Consider the following 15,018-nt stretch of genomic DNA (forward strand, 5'->3'; position numbering starts at 1 on the left):
GGTTACCACCTAAATTACGGAGATGCGTCAAGCCAACGCCGCGATGCGGGAATCGTAAGCAGCACGCAGTTTTTGATAGACCGGTCCCGGCTTGCCCGTGCCGACCGCCTTGCCATCAAGCTCGACCACAGGCAAGATCTCGCGGGTGGCAGACGACATCATCATTTCGTCCGCTTGACGAACTTCTTGCTCGGGGACGACACGCAGTTCGAACGGGATGCCAGATTCTTTGCATAACTCTTCAAACAAACCGTAGCGAATGCCTTCGAGCACCAAACTGTCTTTTAAGGGCGCAATGACCTTGCCGCCTTTAACAACCCAGATATTGCAGGAAGCACCCTCAGTCATGTTGCCATTACGGAACTGCACAACCTCATCGACGCCTGCATCGACCGCAGCTTGTTTAGCCAAGACGTTACCAAGCAAAGAAACTGACTTGATATCGCAATGCAGCCAGCGCTCATCGGGAATGCTCACCAGGCGCACGCCTTTTTCACGTACGCCGGCGCTCGGTGGTGTCATCGGTGCGACCATGGCAAACACGGTCGGCTTGACCGCCGGCGCGGGAAAGGCATGATCGCGCTTGGCCACACCTCGCGAGATCTGGATATAGACCATGCCTGTGGCTTCAGTTGTCCTGGACACAAGATCCTTGACTAAACCTTCCCACTGGGGCTTTGTCATTGGCTGCTGAATATGAAGCTTGGCCAGACTACGCTCGAGGCGAGCTAGGTGCTGCTCCATACGGAAAGGCTTGCCGTGATAGATCGGCACAACCTCGTAGATCCCGTCACCAAAAATAAAACCTCGATCGAGCACCGAAATTTTGGCTTCGGACAAGGGTCCAAAAACACCATTCAAATACACAGTCGGATCGCCCGATACACCTTGAATCAACATATTCTGAACCATTTTTCTATGCTCTCTTTTAAAAGAATCACTCAGTTTTTTTACTCAGGTTTTTTGCGGAACCACAATCTCACGGAATCCACCGTCCGACCCACAAAGCCGGCGCGCTCAACAGGGTCGAGGACCAACAATGGACGGGTCAACAGCATCTTGTCATCTAGCATCAGTGTCAGCGTGCCGACACGTTCATCCTTGGCCAGCGGGGCGAATAAGGGGTCCGGACGTTTGGCGATAGGCTTGACCTCGCCTGCCTTGCCACGCGGTACCGTCACCCACAACGGCTCCGATACACCAAGCTTAGTAAAGTCAACCTTGCCCTGCCAGACTTGGGCTTCGACCGCGGCGTGAGTCTGATCAAATAGCTTGACCGTTTCAAAGTTCTGGAAGGTCCAATTCAACAACTTGAGGCTTTCCTCAGCACGTGTGGCCATACTGTCAGAACCGACCAACACCGTAATCACGCGTCGATCGCCACGCTTTGCGGTCGCCACGAGACAATAGCCCGCAGCATCCGTATGCCCGGTCTTCATGCCATCAACCGAAGGATCCGCCCACAATAAACGATTGCGATTGGATTGCTTAATCTTGTTGTACGTAAACTCACGCATCGCATAATAAGGAAAATAAGTCGGATGATCATTGATCATCTGTCGCGCGAGTGTGGCCAGATCACGCACCGTCGTCAAATGCTGCGGGTCAGGCAAGCCCGTTGTATTGACGAAGACCGTATTCGTCATGCCCATGCGACGTGCTTCTTCGTTCATGACTGACACAAAGGCCGACTCGCTTCCCGAGACGGCTTCGGCCAAGGCAACGGACGCGTCATTGCCTGACTGGATAATCACGCCCTTGAGCAACTCGTCGACCGTCACCGGCTTGCGTGGCTCGATAAACATGCGCGAACCACGGGTTTTCCAGGCCAGTTGAGACACATTGGCCTGCTGCTCCAGCGAAAGACGCTTTTCCTTGATTGCGGTAAAGGCCACATAGGCCGTCATAATCTTGGTCAACGAGGCGGGTTCGATTTTCATGTCGGGATTGGACGAAGCCACTATCTGACCGCTCGTCACATCCACGGTAATCCAGGCCTTAGCAGCAATCGCAGGGGCAGGCACGGGAGACAACTCGCCGACCTGAACAGGGGCGAACACCGACGGCGCTGTCGCGGCGACTGCAGCAGTCGAAGGAGCGGCGGGGGCGGCAGCAGGGGCTGGAGACTTTTCTGAGGACGCTTTTTGCGCCAAGACCGGCATTAGGCTCGACGTGATCAAGAGGGCGAGCGTCACCACTGCAGCATTCGCGACCGGATTAATGATGCGACGGGCGACGCAAAGAGAGTGGTTAAGCATAGAAGGTACTCACTGACATAAACAACCTATTATAGGCATGACCATCCCGCCCTGACCGCGACTGAAGCTAAATTAATAAGGTGGTTTTACAAAGCTTTCAAACGCGTCTGTACGAGCTGGCGTAATACTAATAATTTACCGTGAAAAAAATGTCCCGCCTCTGGGATCACGACAACCGGCATCCCCAACGGGCGCGCCCACTCCATCACCTCGGACAATGGCACCACCTCGTCAAGCTCACCATGGATCACCAAGGCATCCTCAGGCGCTTTGGCCTCGCTGTGACGAAAACGTAAAGCCGCCGAGCCTGTCAAAATGACGATATTGGGCAAATTTTTACCAAGCTTATCCCACTGCGCATACAGTTGCACCCCGATTGAGGTGCCAAAAGAAAAGCCTCCCAATACCCAAGGCTTGGCCGCGATCTCGGGATAGCGCGCGCGAAGCTGCTCAACCAAGGCTGCCATATCAAGCAGTTCGCCCTTACCATGATCAAAATGCCCCCCCGAGGCACCAATGCCACGAAAATTTGGGCGCAATGAGACCAACCCCTGCTGCACGCATGCACGTGAAAGTGTGGTGACCACCTTGTTGTCACGCGTACCCCCTTGCGAAGGGTTGGGGTGCAAAATCAGCGCCCAGCCGGTCGGCACGCCTTCAGGCCAGTCGATGGCGCAATCGATGAGGCCAGCCAATCCGTCAAAACTCGTATTTTCAGTGTGAGCGGGCATAAGTCAGTATGTGTTCAATTGATATGTATTCATTGATTCAGTCATTGCGCGTCATTGTGGTGCTTAACGCTTGACCGTCGCCCGCAAACTGGTGAGCCATTGTGCCACTTGTTCGGCAGCCTGATCGGTTGCGACGCGCAACGCCAGCGCCCCCCCGGGAGCATCTTGGGTTGTAGCGGGCACTTGGATGTTTATCAAACGCTGACTCACTACCTCGAAGCCTCGCATGAGCACAGCCTGCAACGTCAGTTGTGCCTGGCTCGACGTACCATCAACAGAAAATGTTTGCTCGAACCGCTGCAAATTGAGGCGCAGTTGAGGGACCTCCGTACCCATACTTTGCTGCAGCACCGCGCCCTGCAAGGACAGTCGATCGACGATGCGCTGAGTGACCAATCGTGCAGGCGGCGCGACCCACCGATAGGTTGCGTAGGCTTGTGGTTGTCCCTGATCACCCACCCGCCAGACCACCATCGTCTCGGTCAAAAGCGAGGCAGCGTTTGCAGGAGGCACTGCGATCGGTGGCATTGGCGCCAACGCCGTCGCGCCCCCTGCGGAGGTGCCCACAGTAGCACTCGTCATCCCGCCCGCGCCTAAATCAAGCTGCTTGGGCGTAGGTGCACTATCACCCAACGCGCACGCGGTCAGCAGACTCACCACACTCAACACGGCACCCAAACGCATCGTCGTCAACATCTTCATCTTGATATCCTCAGCGCCCAGCGGCACCAAAACCTGCAAAACCTGCCTCACCCGGTCCCGCCACGGCCCGCGGAGGGCCAAAAATCAATGACTGCGGTGATTGACCCAACTGACGTGCCGTTTGCGTAAACGCACGCGACGCGTCGGTGGCACCCAGCATCAACATCGACACATCCGGCAAGGTCGATCCCTGCAATTGCGCGACAGCCTGTCTTATTTCTTTGAGACTCTGCGTCATCTGCATCATCGCCCCCCCCGGCGCATTCAAACCATCCAGCGTTTTTTGCGCTGAAAGCGAGAGCTTACGGATATCGACCATGGCCTCATCCACACGCTGGCCCGTCACCGTCAGCCCATCGATAAAGGCTGGCACCTTGGCCAACCCAGGTTCGAGCAACACGACAGACCGCTTGAGCTGATCAGACAAAGACGCCACATTGCGCAGGGTCGCGCTCAGCGCTTCGATATTTTCATCGGTCGCGATTTTTTGAATATGGACCAATAAACCCTCTACCGCAGGCGCCATCGTTGTCGCCTGAGCGATCAGACGATCTAGAAAATTTGGCCGAATCGGAATCTGATGAATGTCGGTAGCACTCGATTCGAGTCGAGTCATCGACGTCCCATCGTCGCGCAACTCCACATTTGAGATTCCCGTCACGCCCGCAATCACAATTTCAGCCCAGGTCGCACGTGTGACAGGCGTACTCGGATCAATACTAATCAAAATCAAGACCTTGCCAGGCTGTTCAGGGACAAAACGCAGAGACTCGACGTTGCCCACCGGCACGCCTTGATAGCGGACCTGGGATTGCACAGACAGGCCTGTGACGGGAGAGGTCGCGATCAACTCGTAGGGAATGCGCGGCAGATTTTGCTTGCTAACCCAAATTGCAGTCACCCCCGCCGCTATCGTCAGCAACAACGCAAATAGTCCCGCCAAGAGGGCATGACTACGATTTTCCATGATTCTGTTCCTTAGGATTGTTCACGCCAAACGCACGCACGGCGCGTTCGCCATGGAAGAACGCGTCAAGGAAGGGATGCTTGACCTGCATCACCTCCTTGAGCGTACCTTCGACTAATACTTTCTTTTCCGCCAGCACCGCCACGCGCGTCGACAAAGCCGCGATCGTATCGAGGTCATGCGTCACCATCACGACTGTAAAACCCAGTTCACGATGCAGCGCATGGATTAACTCCACAAATTCGTCCGAGCGTTGCGGATCCAGGCCGGCAGTGGGCTCGTCCAGAAACAACAATTCAGGATCCAGCGCCAGCGCACGGGCCAGGGCCACTCGCTTGATCATGCCGCCCGAGAGATCAGACGGCATCAGGGCCGCATCGCGCTCCGACATCCCCATCCAGCTCAGACGCATCAACACCACCTCGCGGATCAAATCCTCCGGAAGATTGTGTACCTCGCGTAAAGGAAGTGCGATGTTGTCAAACACCGGCAAGGCGGAAAACAACGCCCCCGCTTGAAACAACATCCCCCACCGTTGGGTCAACGCGACGCGCTCAGCGCCCACATAATCATGCACAGGACGGCCAAAAACACTCACCACACCCGCACGCGGTCGATCCAAACCCAAAATCTGCCGTAATAACGTCGTTTTGCCGGCGCCCGAGCCACCTACTAAGGAGAGGATTTCCTTGGGATAAATCTTTAAATTCAAATCCTTGTGTACAACGTGCGTCCCAAACGCCGTCGTAAGATTGTCCACCACGATAATGGGGCTCCCCATCAAATCCTCATCTCGTCAAACAAGATCCCATACAAAGCATCGATCAAAATCACCCCAGTAATCGCCGTCACCACCGAAGCCGTCGTACCACGACCCAAACTCTCGGTGTTGGGCTCAATCCGCAACCCAAAATGACAGGCAATCAAGGCGATCCAGACACCGAAAGTCACACCCTTAATCAAGCTGATCTTGTAGTTGGTGATCCCCACCGCATCGGGTAGCTCACTAAAAAACCACTGCATCGACAGGTCCAGCTCAAATTTTGCTGCGATCATCCCACCCAACAAGGCTAGCGCATCGGTCCACAAGACCAGTAAAGGCATCGCAATCGCCAGCGCAATGACACGCGGCAAAATCAGGCGTTGCCCATGAGAAATCCCCATTACCTGCATCGCGTCAAGCTCTTGGGTGACACGCATCACACCGATTTGAGCCGTAATCGAGGAACCCGAGCGTCCCGCCACCAAAATCGCGGCCAACACAGGCCCCAGCTCTCGCACGGTCGCGATGCCCAGCAGCTTGACGATAAATTGACCCGCACCAAACACCGCAAGCTGTTGCGCCGACAAATAAGACAGCACGACGCCAATCAAAAAACCCACCAGCGCCGTGATCCCCAAAGCCTGAGTACCCACGCGATACACCTGAGCAGAAATTTCGCGCCACGGGCCGCGCAAAGGGTGTCGCACAAGCTTTGCAAAATCTAACAAAACCCCGCCAAGCAGGAGCAAAAGCTTTTGGCCATGCTCCGCCAATACAAACACCCCTGCGCCGATCGCCACGATCCAAGCCAAGCGATCAGTCGGGACTTTCTGAGGAACGGGTTCGCTCGGGTGATCCGCCAAAATCTGAAACAGTGCCTGCTGACCTGGAGACAGGTCCGTCCCCGGTGGGATCTTTTGCCCCCAATATTGCCAAAGCAACTGAGCGCCGACTGCATCAAGTAAGCCTACTCTGGAGAGATCCCAAGCATCCGCGCCCTCGGCCGCTGATAAAGCCTTGCGACGCCGGCTTACCTCGCCCTTGATCGCCAAAGCCTGGACATTCCAGTTGCCCATCAGCACACAACGCCCACCCTCCACCGACACGAGTGAGGTACGAGGGGCGTCGATTGTGACGAGTGCTGCAGGTGGAGAAGCTAACGCCATAAGGGACTGGAATCCGTCAAAAAATGCGACTTTCAGTCAAACTGATACCCTCCATCATAATTCACCCCGTAAAATCAAGGAATGCGCATTTCTGTCCACGCCGACCTCAACACCAGCTTTCCAAGCCCAGAAGAGCTGAGCGCAACGCTTACCGAGGCCCTGCCAGGCTTTGGATCAGTACAATGGGTCAGCAGCACTGGCTCCACCAATGCGGACTTAACTCAGCGTGCGAGACAGCAACTGCGTGACGTACAGAGCAGTCTTGCAACCACCACGCTCCGCCCTCCTCGCCCATGGCTCTTAGGTGCTCATCGTCAGACCGCAGGCAAAGGCCGTGCCGGTCGTCCTTGGGCGAATGAGGCTGGATCAACGTTGATGTTTTCCTGCGCTTTTGAAACCCCGATCCCGCTGGCTCAGCTACCCGGCATCGCGCCCGCCCTAGGGGTGACAACCTGTCTCGCGCTTAGGTCATTGATAAACGCACAGAGCGTAGACGCAGAACTCCAGCCCCTCACCCAGCACCTCAAACTCAAGTGGCCCAATGACCTGCAGTGGCACGGTGCCAAGCTTGCAGGCTTATTGATTGAAACGGCCCCCTCCTCCACGGTCGTGATTGGCATGGGGCTTAACCTCAAAGGCGCCGACGTACTGAGTGCGCAACTCGGCCGCGAAATCGCTGACCTGAGTCAGATTCAAGCGCTTATTTCTTCCGTGCTTACTTCTTCCGTGCTTATTTCTCCCGTCTCTCTCGTGGCGCATCTCGCCCAAGCTTGGCAGCAGGCTCTCAAAGAGTATGTAGATCACGGTTACGCGGCTTTTAAACCTGCGTTTGATATAGTCGATGCACTCGCAGGACAAACCGTACACGTCATGGATCAAGGCAATATCCTCTATCAAGGCTTGGCACAGGGCACCGACCTCCTTGGTCGTTTGCGTGTACTGACGGAAACTGGCATGACGCCCGTCGTGGTCGGCGATGTTTCGATTCGACCCACGACGGCTTTAAAAGCATAGGGGACATCATGATCGTCTTGCTCGACGTTGGTAACAGTCGCCTCAAACTAGGCTGGTTTCACCCGAGCCTAGGGCGCGAGAGTGCCGTTCATGCGATCGCACTCAACCCAATGGCGCAGCTCCCAGAGCGACTGCGCAAATGGCTGGCCACGCTGCCAGTGCAGCCACGTGCGGCCATGGGCGTCAATGTCGCCGGAAGCGTTGTGGCTGAAATGCTGACGAAGGTTTTTCTAGAGGCCAGATGCCCGCTGAGCTGGAATGCGTCCGCAATGCGCCAGCTCGACGTGCACAATGGCTATGACAAACCCGAACAGCTTGGTGCCGATCGTTGGGCTGCGCTCTTGGGGCTCGCCGGGCATTTTCCAAAAACGCATCCTCCGCTGGTGCTCGCCACCTTCGGTACCGCGACTACTGTCGATGCCCTCACCCCAGAAAAGCGCTTCGAAGGCGGACTCATCCTGCCCGGGCCCGCTTTGATGCGCCAGTCGCTTGCTCAAGGCACAGCAAACCTACCGCTCGCAAGCGGGGCGGGCTCAGACTATCCAACCCACACCCTGCAAGCCATTTCCACGGGCGTTGTTGCCGCACAAACCGGCGCAGTCTGGCGCCAATGCGAAATCACCCGTCAACGCTTTGGTGTATCGCCGATCCTGTGCGTGAGTGGCGGTGGCTGGCCCGAAGTCGAACCCGAGATCCGTCGCATGCTCGCCTCACTCGACATCAAGTTCATTGCACACCCAGTCCTTGATGGCTTGGCGCGGGTATTGCAGAGCGTATAGTTTGACTCAGCTCCAGGCACCCATTACAGTGAGCTCTTGATGAGGCATCACCCGATAAGGTATCAAGGCATGCGCGCTGTTTTTATTGTTTTGATGTTGATGAATCTTGGTGTTTTTGGCGTCGGTCAGGGCTGGTTTGGCACGCCCCGCGCCGAGGCCGGTCGTACAGCGAACAATCGACTACCCGTGCCGCTTAATGCCGACGCTGTAAAACTTGGTCCCGCGCAACTTCAAAATCGTTGATATGCTGCAAAATACGGGCTGTGGCGCCCGTATGCAGCGCGACCCACTCCCGACCTAAGCGACCGCGCTCACTCAACGCCTCAGGTTCCTTCAGCCAATTGAGTGCAGTCGCCACCGCACGCAAAGCAGGACCCACGATCTCAGAGCTTTGGATCTGAATCGCAGCGCCTGCTGCCACAGCCCCCTGCACCGCATCCGCAAAATTACGCGCAAAAGGTCCCACGATTACGGGCGTCCCCATCGCGCATGCCTCAATCAGATTTTGACCACCATGTGGCGCAAAACTACCCGCCACAATCGCGACATCGCTCGCCGCGTAAAAAAACGGCATTTCACCTAACGTATCGCCTAGCACTACCCGTACATCAGACAACGCACGATCCGTATGCGTGTTATGACGAATATCCGACCACCGAACAAACCTTAAGCCCGACTGTTCCAGCAATGTCGCCGCCTCATCAAAGCGTTGAGGGTGACGGGGAATCAAGAAAAATAGCGGTGGCGGTACTGCAGGGATGGGCGTCAGAATCGGATCAAAATGTACGGCATGAGCCGAGTAATCTTCAGGCAACACTTCGGGATGCTTTAACTGATGTTGGATCGCGGATACAAACATTGCATCCTCGCCCTCACGCGTACTCGCAATCGAGATTACAGGTCTAGTCAAGCGTTGCCGCCAGGCGCGTCCAGCATCGACCGCCACCAAGGGCAGCACCACATCAAACTTTAAATTGCCGACGATCTGGACGTTAGTGGCGCCAACCTCGAACAATCTGCGCGCATCGTCCTCAGACTGGGCAAGCACTAGATCAATACTCGCATACGCATCACGCATGAGGCTTAAGAAAATCTGATCAATCCGTCGCACATGACCCTGCGCACGCTCAGAAAATCGCGCGCTCGCCAAGATCATCGGCACATCGGCTTCTTGAGCTTGATTCAACAGGTTAGGCCAGACCTCTCGCTCGATCAAAATACCTAGCCTAGGGTGGTAGTGCTTAAAAAAACGACGCGTCGCACCCGGAAAATCATAGGGCAGCCATTGTTGCCGCAATTGACCCGTGGCGATTTCAGCAGCAAACAATTTTGCGCCCTCGGCACGACCGGTGGGTGTAGTGTGCGTCAACAATACGCGATCACCACGCGACAACAAAGACACAATCAAAGAATGCGCCGCACGCGTCTCACCCAAGCTCACTGCATGCACCCAGAGTGGCGCCTCACCGTCCCACGGCAGCGCGTAGGAACCAAAGCGCTCAGCCGAAAAAATCTGCCAAACTCCGCCCGCGCGCCGGGCGCGCCAATACATCCACCCCCAGATCAGAGGAGAAAGCAATCTCAAAAGGAGGGTATACGCCTGTTGTGCCATGGCGAGATACTAGCGCAGAGCGTCGTTCAATGCACTTAAAACTGTCTCCCGAGCAGGAGATTTACCCCGATCGCCGAGGCTGGCGGTAAAGCCTGCGCCTACCAAAGGGGTTCTGACTGGTGTCGAAGCTTTGTAAATACCAATCGTTGGGCGCCCAAGAGCGGCACTGAGATGCGTCAATCCGCTATCTAACCCAACCATGACTCTCGCCGCCGCCAAACAACGCGCCGTCTCCGTGAGATCCATACGCGGCAGCACCAATGCATTCGAGTGCCCAGCCACCAAGGCCTCGGCACGTTGCATTTCCGCATCATTCCCAGCCAACAACTTCAGCTGTAAATCATCATCATTTAGACGATCAAACACTGCGTGCCAGTCTTCGACCGGCCAGAGCTTGTCGTCACGACTTGCCGACGGCATGATCACCGCATAAGCATCCTCGTGCGTACGTAATACGCACGCTTCTTCTTCAAAAGCCTGCAAACCAAAATCAGGCGCGCCCTCGTAGGTGTAACCAAACGTCGCTGCCGCGAGCTCACGCTGACGGGTCACCGCCGGCTGCCAGAATTTCACACGATGACGCACGTCATAAAACAACGCAGCCAGCGGTTCACGCGCGGAGGTAAAGCCAAGGCCATGCTTGGTGCCAGACGCCATGCGCGTGAGCCAAACCGATTTCAACAGCGCTTGCATGTCCAGCACAATATCGTAGCGGCGTGCGCGCAGATTGAGCTCAAGCGCATGACGCTCAGCTCGCACCTCAGCCGACCACCAGGCCTTGCGCCAACGACGATGCGAAACACGAATCACTTCGTGCACAGCGGGATGCCAGGCTGGAATCTGCGCAAAACTATCCTCCACCAACCAGTCGATCTGCGCGTCCGGCACATGATGCGCGATGTCAGAGATCGCTGGCAACATGTGTATCAAATCGCCAAGCGAGGACGTGCGAACGATGAGAATTTTAGTGGTCATCTCAGGTGGTCATCTCAATGAACGAGCCTGCTTGAGCTCTTCCAACACCTCATCCACACCCACCCGCCAGTCCGGCAAACTCACGCCAAACGCCGCACGTACCTTAGTTGTATCCAGACATGAATTCATCGGCCGCGTCGCAGTCACGGGATAGTCCTCGGTCCGTATCGCCGCAATCGCGTCATCCGCAACCTTGATCGGCCAGCCCGCAGCACGGGCCTGGGCAATCACATAGCTTGCATAGGCATGCCAGTTCGTCGCGCCACCCGCGGTCAGGTGATAGAGACCCCAGCGCGGATCGTCTGCCGGCTGTCCAGCCATCTGACTCAAAATCTGCGCCGTCGTCTCTGCAATCAACTCCGCCGAGGTCGGTGCGCCAATCTGATCAGCCACCACTCTCAGTGCCTCGCGCTCTTGAGCGAGTTTGAGCATCGTTTTTAAAAAATTACCGCCGTGGGCCCCCACGACCCAACTGGTTCTAAAGATCAAATGCCTGGGGCACGCCTCGGCTACGGCTCGCTCACCCGCAAGCTTGCTGCGACCATAGGCCGACAACGGCTGCGTCTCGTCTGTTTCAACGTAAGGGGACTTTTTAGTCCCCGCATACACATAGTCCGTAGAGTAATGCACCATGCACGCACCGACTGCCTGCGCGGCCTTAGCCAGCAGACCGGGGGCGACGGCATTAATCGTGTGCGCAAGCTGAGTTTCGGTTTCAGCGCGATCAACAGCGGTGTAGGCAGTCGCATTCACGATGATGCTTGGTTTAATACGCGACACTAGGGCCGAGATTGGGCATTCTGCGCCATCATCAATATTGCTACCCACCACACTCAAGTCCAGCTCGGCACGTGTACACACAGCGACCTCACCCATCGTCTGAAGAGTGGACTTCAGAGCATGACCAACTTGGCCGTTGCCGCCAATCAAGAGGATTTTCGTTTTCATCCGTTAATTATGCATCATCAAACACATCTAATAATCAGGGAGCGAAGTTGTTATGCTTAAGGTTACCCAGACAAATCAATCCATAACATCCGGAGACACTCAAACCATGCCCAACACCTTTCTGCCCCAGATGACGCAACTCAGCTGCAGCCTTGTCGGCCACGTCGCCGTGCTGAGCCTCAACAACGCTCCCGTCAATGCGCTATCCAAGACACTCAGCGACGAGCTCACCGTGGCGCTCGACATCATCTCCGAGACAGCCGAAGTGCGTTCAGTCGTCTTGACGGGCGAAGGCAAAATATTTTGCGCTGGCGCTGACCTCAAAGGCCGTGCTTCCGTCATCAAAGGACCAGGCGACCTCCCCGCGCACTCACGTCGCACGAGAGAATGTTTTCATGCGATCCGAGAGTGCACCAAGCCCGTTATCGTGGCCCTCAACGGCCCCGCCCTCGGCGCGGGACTCGCCATTGCAGCCTCAGCCGATCTGATCATCACCTCAGAGAAAGGCAGTCTGGCACTTCCTGAGATCGATGTCGGCCTACTCGGTGGAGGCAGCCATGCGGCACGCCTGTTCCCCCACACCATGTTGCGTAAAATGATGTTCACGGGCTACCGCGTCCCAGCCGACGAGCTTTACCGCTTGGGCGTCGTACTTCAAGTCACGACCCCTGAGGGACTCATGCCTGCCGCGCTGGAGCTTGCGCAAACGATTGCGAACAAGAGCCCAATGTCAATCGGTCTAGCCAAGCAGACGCTCAATGCGATCGAAGACATGAGTCTACGTGATGGTTACCGCTACGAACAAGACATGACTGCGGCAATTGCCAAAACCGAGGATGCAAAAGAAGCGCAGAGAGCCTTTCTAGAAAAACGGTCGGCGGTTTTTGTGGGGCGCTGATTAGTCATCGCAAATAAAAAGCGACAGGTCTATGCTAAACTTTAACTAAGTTAATCTTGTATTTTGCAGTCGCTCAATCACTCCATGTTCACAACCCGCGCACAGCAGCTCGGCTGGTACCTTTGGCTACTTTTGGTGGTCCTTTCGCCCGCCTCAGCCAAAGTTGCTGGGGCCGCCTGGATCATTGCCATCGTCTGGGGCTTTTGGCTTGCCCACACGCAGGCCAAACTTCCCGCGGACACCCTGGGTGCTCAGGCACTTTATCGTGCGACTGATTTCATCCTCTGGTTTTTTGTATTGGCCTTTGTTTTGCGTACGATCGGTCAAGCTTATTGGTGGGACAACTGGCAATACCGTCATTTCGACGCCCGCATGCTGTTTACCGCGATTGCCATGCACATCGTTGTCAGGCGCATCACGTTCACAACCAAAAGGCGCAATGAGCTTGTGCTTGCTTTAGCTTTGGCGAGCATCACCGCTCTTTATGTGGTCTTTGAATACATACGCATCAACACCTCTCCGACCACCATCATTCCCTGGGCCTATGGGATGGTGCTGTTTTCTATTGTGCTGGCATCAGTGCGCCTGATTCACGAGTCAACACAAACCAAAGCCACAACCGCCATCCATTGGCTCAGTTCTGCAGCTGCGGCGTTGTTTCTGATTGCTGTCTTTTTATCAGGCGTAAGGGGGGCTTATTTCGCAGCGCTGTGGGTAGCCTGCATCGTTATTTTTAGCTTGAAACATACGTTGTCACTGCGTCTCTTCAAAAACAAATACCTATGGATGTCATCTATTGTCGTTGCCTTAGGCCTCGGTATATTGATCAAAAGCGTACCGCAAGTCTACGAGATACCTCAGGCTCGCATCTCGATCGCAATAGCAGAGATCAGGGGATTTCAAGATGACAAACGCGACTCCTCGGTTGGCATACGTCTTCATTTTGTTGAAAAAGGGATTGAGGCCTATTTGCAAAAACCCTGGCTGGGCTACGGTATCGAGCAGCGCACTCAGCTCGTCAATCAGTGGGCTGTCGACGTTGACCCATTATTCACAGACATGACGCATACGCACAATGAGTACCTCAATGCCATATTGGATTACGGGGTACTGGGTGGAGCCGCCTTGCTCTCGTTCCTACTAGGTTTGATGCTGGCAGTCTTTACGTTGCGGCGTGTCAATGTTCCACTCACTGTGACGCTTGCCAGTTTCTGCTTTGCCACATTCTCAACGTTTTTAACCAATGCCAACACCTTGCACAATTACACAAGCGTCACGCTTGGCTTGGCTTTGCTGTACTCCGTTTTCTTTTTTGCAAGATCCCCGCCCTCGTGCGCCTCTGCCTCACACCGCTAGCGTCGCCACCCCCACTACCAACAAAAACCAAAGCGACAGCCGACGGATCAAATACGCGTTGCCTTTTAAGGCTTTGTGAAACAAATACGTCCCCAGTAATGTTGAGACGATATAAACCGGGATAAACGAGACCGTATACACAATCTGGGAAACATTCACCAAGTTTTTAAAGATAAAGAGCGTGATCGTCGCGATCTGGGCAATCGTAAAAAACATCATAAAAAATGCACGGATAACCTGTGGGCTGAGAGACTTGTCACTGAGCAAATACACCACCAAGGGCGGCCCGCCGACCCCGGCAAGCGAAGTCAATGCACCCGAACTCACCCCCACGATCCAAGCCTGAAGGCGACCGCGCGGTCCGTTGTAGGTCCAGCCGATCAACATGATTGCAGCCAAAATCGCTACAGAGCAACCAATCACGCGACGAATCATCATTGGGTTGAGCACCTCGATTAACCAGACCCCAAGCGGCACACCGATCAGCGAAGGTATGACCATGGCCCAAACCAGAGGCCAAGGCGTCATCTTCCATGTCTCAGAAAGAGACTGGACTGAGGTCACAAAATTCAGCAGCAACACCACCACGACCAAATCGGCTGGTGACATAAAGAAACTGAAAAAAGGCGCAAGTACCAACCCTCCGCCAAACCCTGTAAATGAGCGAATCGTTCCGGCCAACAAGACCGTCACGCACATCAACAAAAATACAGAAATAGAGGGGAACAGCTGGTGCCACAGATCAAGAAGCATTAGAACTCTTTAGACGCACACTAAACGTATTATATTTAGAAGCCATTCCTTCAGACATGGCTCCGACATTCTCACATAAAGTGAGAATGTGAAATA

Annotated in this window: 16 protein-coding genes; 5 read left to right on the forward strand and 11 right to left on the reverse strand. The window is 55.1% G+C overall.

Annotated features, from left to right (window positions below; genetic code table 11):
* Window positions 1-27: 27 nt before the first annotated feature.
* From AC8GE9_RS11285 to AC8GE9_RS11315, 7 genes are all read right to left on the reverse strand, one after another.
* On the reverse strand, window positions 28-912 hold the full coding sequence (locus AC8GE9_RS11285) for a D-amino acid aminotransferase (protein WP_506677269.1): 885 nt from the start codon (window positions 910-912) through the stop codon (window positions 28-30).
* A gap of 38 nt (window positions 913-950) precedes the next feature.
* On the reverse strand, window positions 951-2,258 hold the full coding sequence (locus tag AC8GE9_RS11290) for a D-alanyl-D-alanine carboxypeptidase family protein (protein ID WP_506677270.1): 1,308 nt from the start codon (window positions 2,256-2,258) through the stop codon (window positions 951-953).
* A gap of 86 nt (window positions 2,259-2,344) precedes the next feature.
* Entirely contained in the window at window positions 2,345-2,989 is a 645-nt protein-coding gene (locus AC8GE9_RS11295; protein WP_506677271.1) for an alpha/beta hydrolase, read from the reverse strand.
* Between the two features lie 63 nt (window positions 2,990-3,052).
* Window positions 3,053-3,691: an ABC-type transport auxiliary lipoprotein family protein gene (locus AC8GE9_RS11300; RefSeq protein ID WP_506677272.1), complete on the reverse strand. Its 639-nt coding sequence runs from the start codon at window positions 3,689-3,691 to the stop codon at window positions 3,053-3,055.
* Window positions 3,692-3,701: 10 nt separating this feature from the next.
* Entirely contained in the window at window positions 3,702-4,658 is a 957-nt protein-coding gene (locus AC8GE9_RS11305) for an MlaD family protein (RefSeq protein WP_506677273.1), read from the reverse strand.
* Window positions 4,645-5,439, reverse strand: a complete 795-nt coding sequence (locus AC8GE9_RS11310; RefSeq protein WP_506677274.1) for an ABC transporter ATP-binding protein — start codon at window positions 5,437-5,439, stop codon at window positions 4,645-4,647. Before AC8GE9_RS11310 ends, AC8GE9_RS11305 begins: the two co-directional genes overlap by 14 nt.
* Entirely contained in the window at window positions 5,439-6,587 is a 1,149-nt protein-coding gene (locus AC8GE9_RS11315) for an MlaE family ABC transporter permease (RefSeq protein WP_506677275.1), read from the reverse strand. The genes AC8GE9_RS11310 and AC8GE9_RS11315 overlap by 1 nt, the downstream gene beginning before the upstream one ends.
* Window positions 6,588-6,668: 81 nt before the next feature.
* Between AC8GE9_RS11315 and AC8GE9_RS11320 the strand changes: the two genes are divergently transcribed.
* From AC8GE9_RS11320 to AC8GE9_RS11330, 3 genes are all read left to right on the forward strand, one after another.
* On the forward strand, window positions 6,669-7,601 hold the full coding sequence (locus tag AC8GE9_RS11320; RefSeq protein WP_506677276.1) for a biotin--[acetyl-CoA-carboxylase] ligase: 933 nt from the start codon (window positions 6,669-6,671) through the stop codon (window positions 7,599-7,601).
* 8 nt (window positions 7,602-7,609) lie between these two features.
* On the forward strand, window positions 7,610-8,380 hold the full coding sequence (locus AC8GE9_RS11325; protein ID WP_506677277.1) for a type III pantothenate kinase: 771 nt from the start codon (window positions 7,610-7,612) through the stop codon (window positions 8,378-8,380).
* A gap of 69 nt (window positions 8,381-8,449) precedes the next feature.
* The gene (locus tag AC8GE9_RS11330; RefSeq protein WP_506677278.1) at window positions 8,450-8,623 is read left to right on the forward strand and encodes a hypothetical protein; all 174 of its coding nucleotides are present in this window, start codon (window positions 8,450-8,452) and stop codon (window positions 8,621-8,623) included.
* On the opposite strand, the gene AC8GE9_RS11335 is transcribed toward AC8GE9_RS11330, so the two are convergent.
* Genes AC8GE9_RS11335 through rfbD form a run of 3 tightly spaced genes read right to left on the reverse strand, consistent with a single transcriptional unit; the run spans window position 8,574 to window position 11,915 of the window.
* Window positions 8,574-9,992, reverse strand: a complete 1,419-nt coding sequence (locus tag AC8GE9_RS11335) for a 3-deoxy-D-manno-octulosonic acid transferase (protein ID WP_506677279.1) — start codon at window positions 9,990-9,992, stop codon at window positions 8,574-8,576. The two genes, AC8GE9_RS11330 and AC8GE9_RS11335, sit on opposite strands and share 50 nt — an antisense overlap.
* Window positions 9,993-10,001: 9 nt before the next feature.
* Complete coding sequence (waaC, locus tag AC8GE9_RS11340) at window positions 10,002-10,967, reverse strand: lipopolysaccharide heptosyltransferase I (protein WP_506677280.1); 966 nt, start codon at window positions 10,965-10,967, stop codon at window positions 10,002-10,004.
* 9 nt (window positions 10,968-10,976) lie between these two features.
* Complete coding sequence (gene rfbD / locus AC8GE9_RS11345) at window positions 10,977-11,915, reverse strand: dTDP-4-dehydrorhamnose reductase (RefSeq protein ID WP_506677281.1); 939 nt, start codon at window positions 11,913-11,915, stop codon at window positions 10,977-10,979.
* A gap of 106 nt (window positions 11,916-12,021) precedes the next feature.
* On the opposite strand from rfbD, the gene AC8GE9_RS11350 reads away from it, so the two are divergent.
* Window positions 12,022-12,813, forward strand: a complete 792-nt coding sequence (locus AC8GE9_RS11350) for an enoyl-CoA hydratase/isomerase family protein (protein WP_506677282.1) — start codon at window positions 12,022-12,024, stop codon at window positions 12,811-12,813.
* A gap of 84 nt (window positions 12,814-12,897) precedes the next feature.
* Entirely contained in the window at window positions 12,898-14,169 is a 1,272-nt protein-coding gene (locus AC8GE9_RS11355; RefSeq protein WP_506677283.1) for an O-antigen ligase family protein, read from the forward strand.
* Here the strand turns inward: AC8GE9_RS11355 and AC8GE9_RS11360 are convergent.
* Window positions 14,158-14,922, reverse strand: a complete 765-nt coding sequence (locus AC8GE9_RS11360; protein WP_506677284.1) for a sulfite exporter TauE/SafE family protein — start codon at window positions 14,920-14,922, stop codon at window positions 14,158-14,160. The two genes, AC8GE9_RS11355 and AC8GE9_RS11360, sit on opposite strands and share 12 nt — an antisense overlap.
* Between the last annotated feature and the right edge of the window lie 96 nt (window positions 14,923-15,018).

This window comes from Zwartia lucis, from assembly GCF_965234455.1.
Taxonomy (GTDB): Bacteria; Pseudomonadota; Gammaproteobacteria; order Burkholderiales; family Burkholderiaceae_B; genus Zwartia; species Zwartia lucis.

Bases quoted from the DNA above. Each gene is read 5' to 3' on its own strand.
- AC8GE9_RS11350 (WP_506677282.1), top strand. From the start codon at position 12,022: ATGCCCAACACCTTTCTGCCCCAGATGACGCAACTCAGCTGCAGCCTT.
- AC8GE9_RS11320 (WP_506677276.1), top strand. From the start codon at position 6,669: ATGCGCATTTCTGTCCACGCCGACCTCAACACCAGCTTTCCAAGCCCA.
- AC8GE9_RS11285 (WP_506677269.1), bottom strand. From the start codon at position 912: ATGGTTCAGAATATGTTGATTCAAGGTGTATCGGGCGATCCGACTGTG.
- AC8GE9_RS11360 (WP_506677284.1), bottom strand. From the start codon at position 14,922: ATGCTTCTTGATCTGTGGCACCAGCTGTTCCCCTCTATTTCTGTATTT.
- waaC (WP_506677280.1), bottom strand. From the start codon at position 10,967: ATGACCACTAAAATTCTCATCGTTCGCACGTCCTCGCTTGGCGATTTG.
- AC8GE9_RS11355 (WP_506677283.1), top strand. From the start codon at position 12,898: ATGTTCACAACCCGCGCACAGCAGCTCGGCTGGTACCTTTGGCTACTT.
- AC8GE9_RS11315 (WP_506677275.1), bottom strand. From the start codon at position 6,587: ATGGCGTTAGCTTCTCCACCTGCAGCACTCGTCACAATCGACGCCCCT.
- AC8GE9_RS11290 (WP_506677270.1), bottom strand. From the start codon at position 2,258: ATGCTTAACCACTCTCTTTGCGTCGCCCGTCGCATCATTAATCCGGTC.
- AC8GE9_RS11300 (WP_506677272.1), bottom strand. From the start codon at position 3,691: ATGAAGATGTTGACGACGATGCGTTTGGGTGCCGTGTTGAGTGTGGTG.
- rfbD (WP_506677281.1), bottom strand. From the start codon at position 11,915: ATGAAAACGAAAATCCTCTTGATTGGCGGCAACGGCCAAGTTGGTCAT.
- AC8GE9_RS11295 (WP_506677271.1), bottom strand. From the start codon at position 2,989: ATGCCCGCTCACACTGAAAATACGAGTTTTGACGGATTGGCTGGCCTC.
- AC8GE9_RS11325 (WP_506677277.1), top strand. From the start codon at position 7,610: ATGATCGTCTTGCTCGACGTTGGTAACAGTCGCCTCAAACTAGGCTGG.
- AC8GE9_RS11335 (WP_506677279.1), bottom strand. From the start codon at position 9,992: ATGGCACAACAGGCGTATACCCTCCTTTTGAGATTGCTTTCTCCTCTG.
- AC8GE9_RS11330 (WP_506677278.1), top strand. From the start codon at position 8,450: ATGCGCGCTGTTTTTATTGTTTTGATGTTGATGAATCTTGGTGTTTTT.
- AC8GE9_RS11305 (WP_506677273.1), bottom strand. From the start codon at position 4,658: ATGGAAAATCGTAGTCATGCCCTCTTGGCGGGACTATTTGCGTTGTTG.
- AC8GE9_RS11310 (WP_506677274.1), bottom strand. From the start codon at position 5,439: ATGGGGAGCCCCATTATCGTGGTGGACAATCTTACGACGGCGTTTGGG.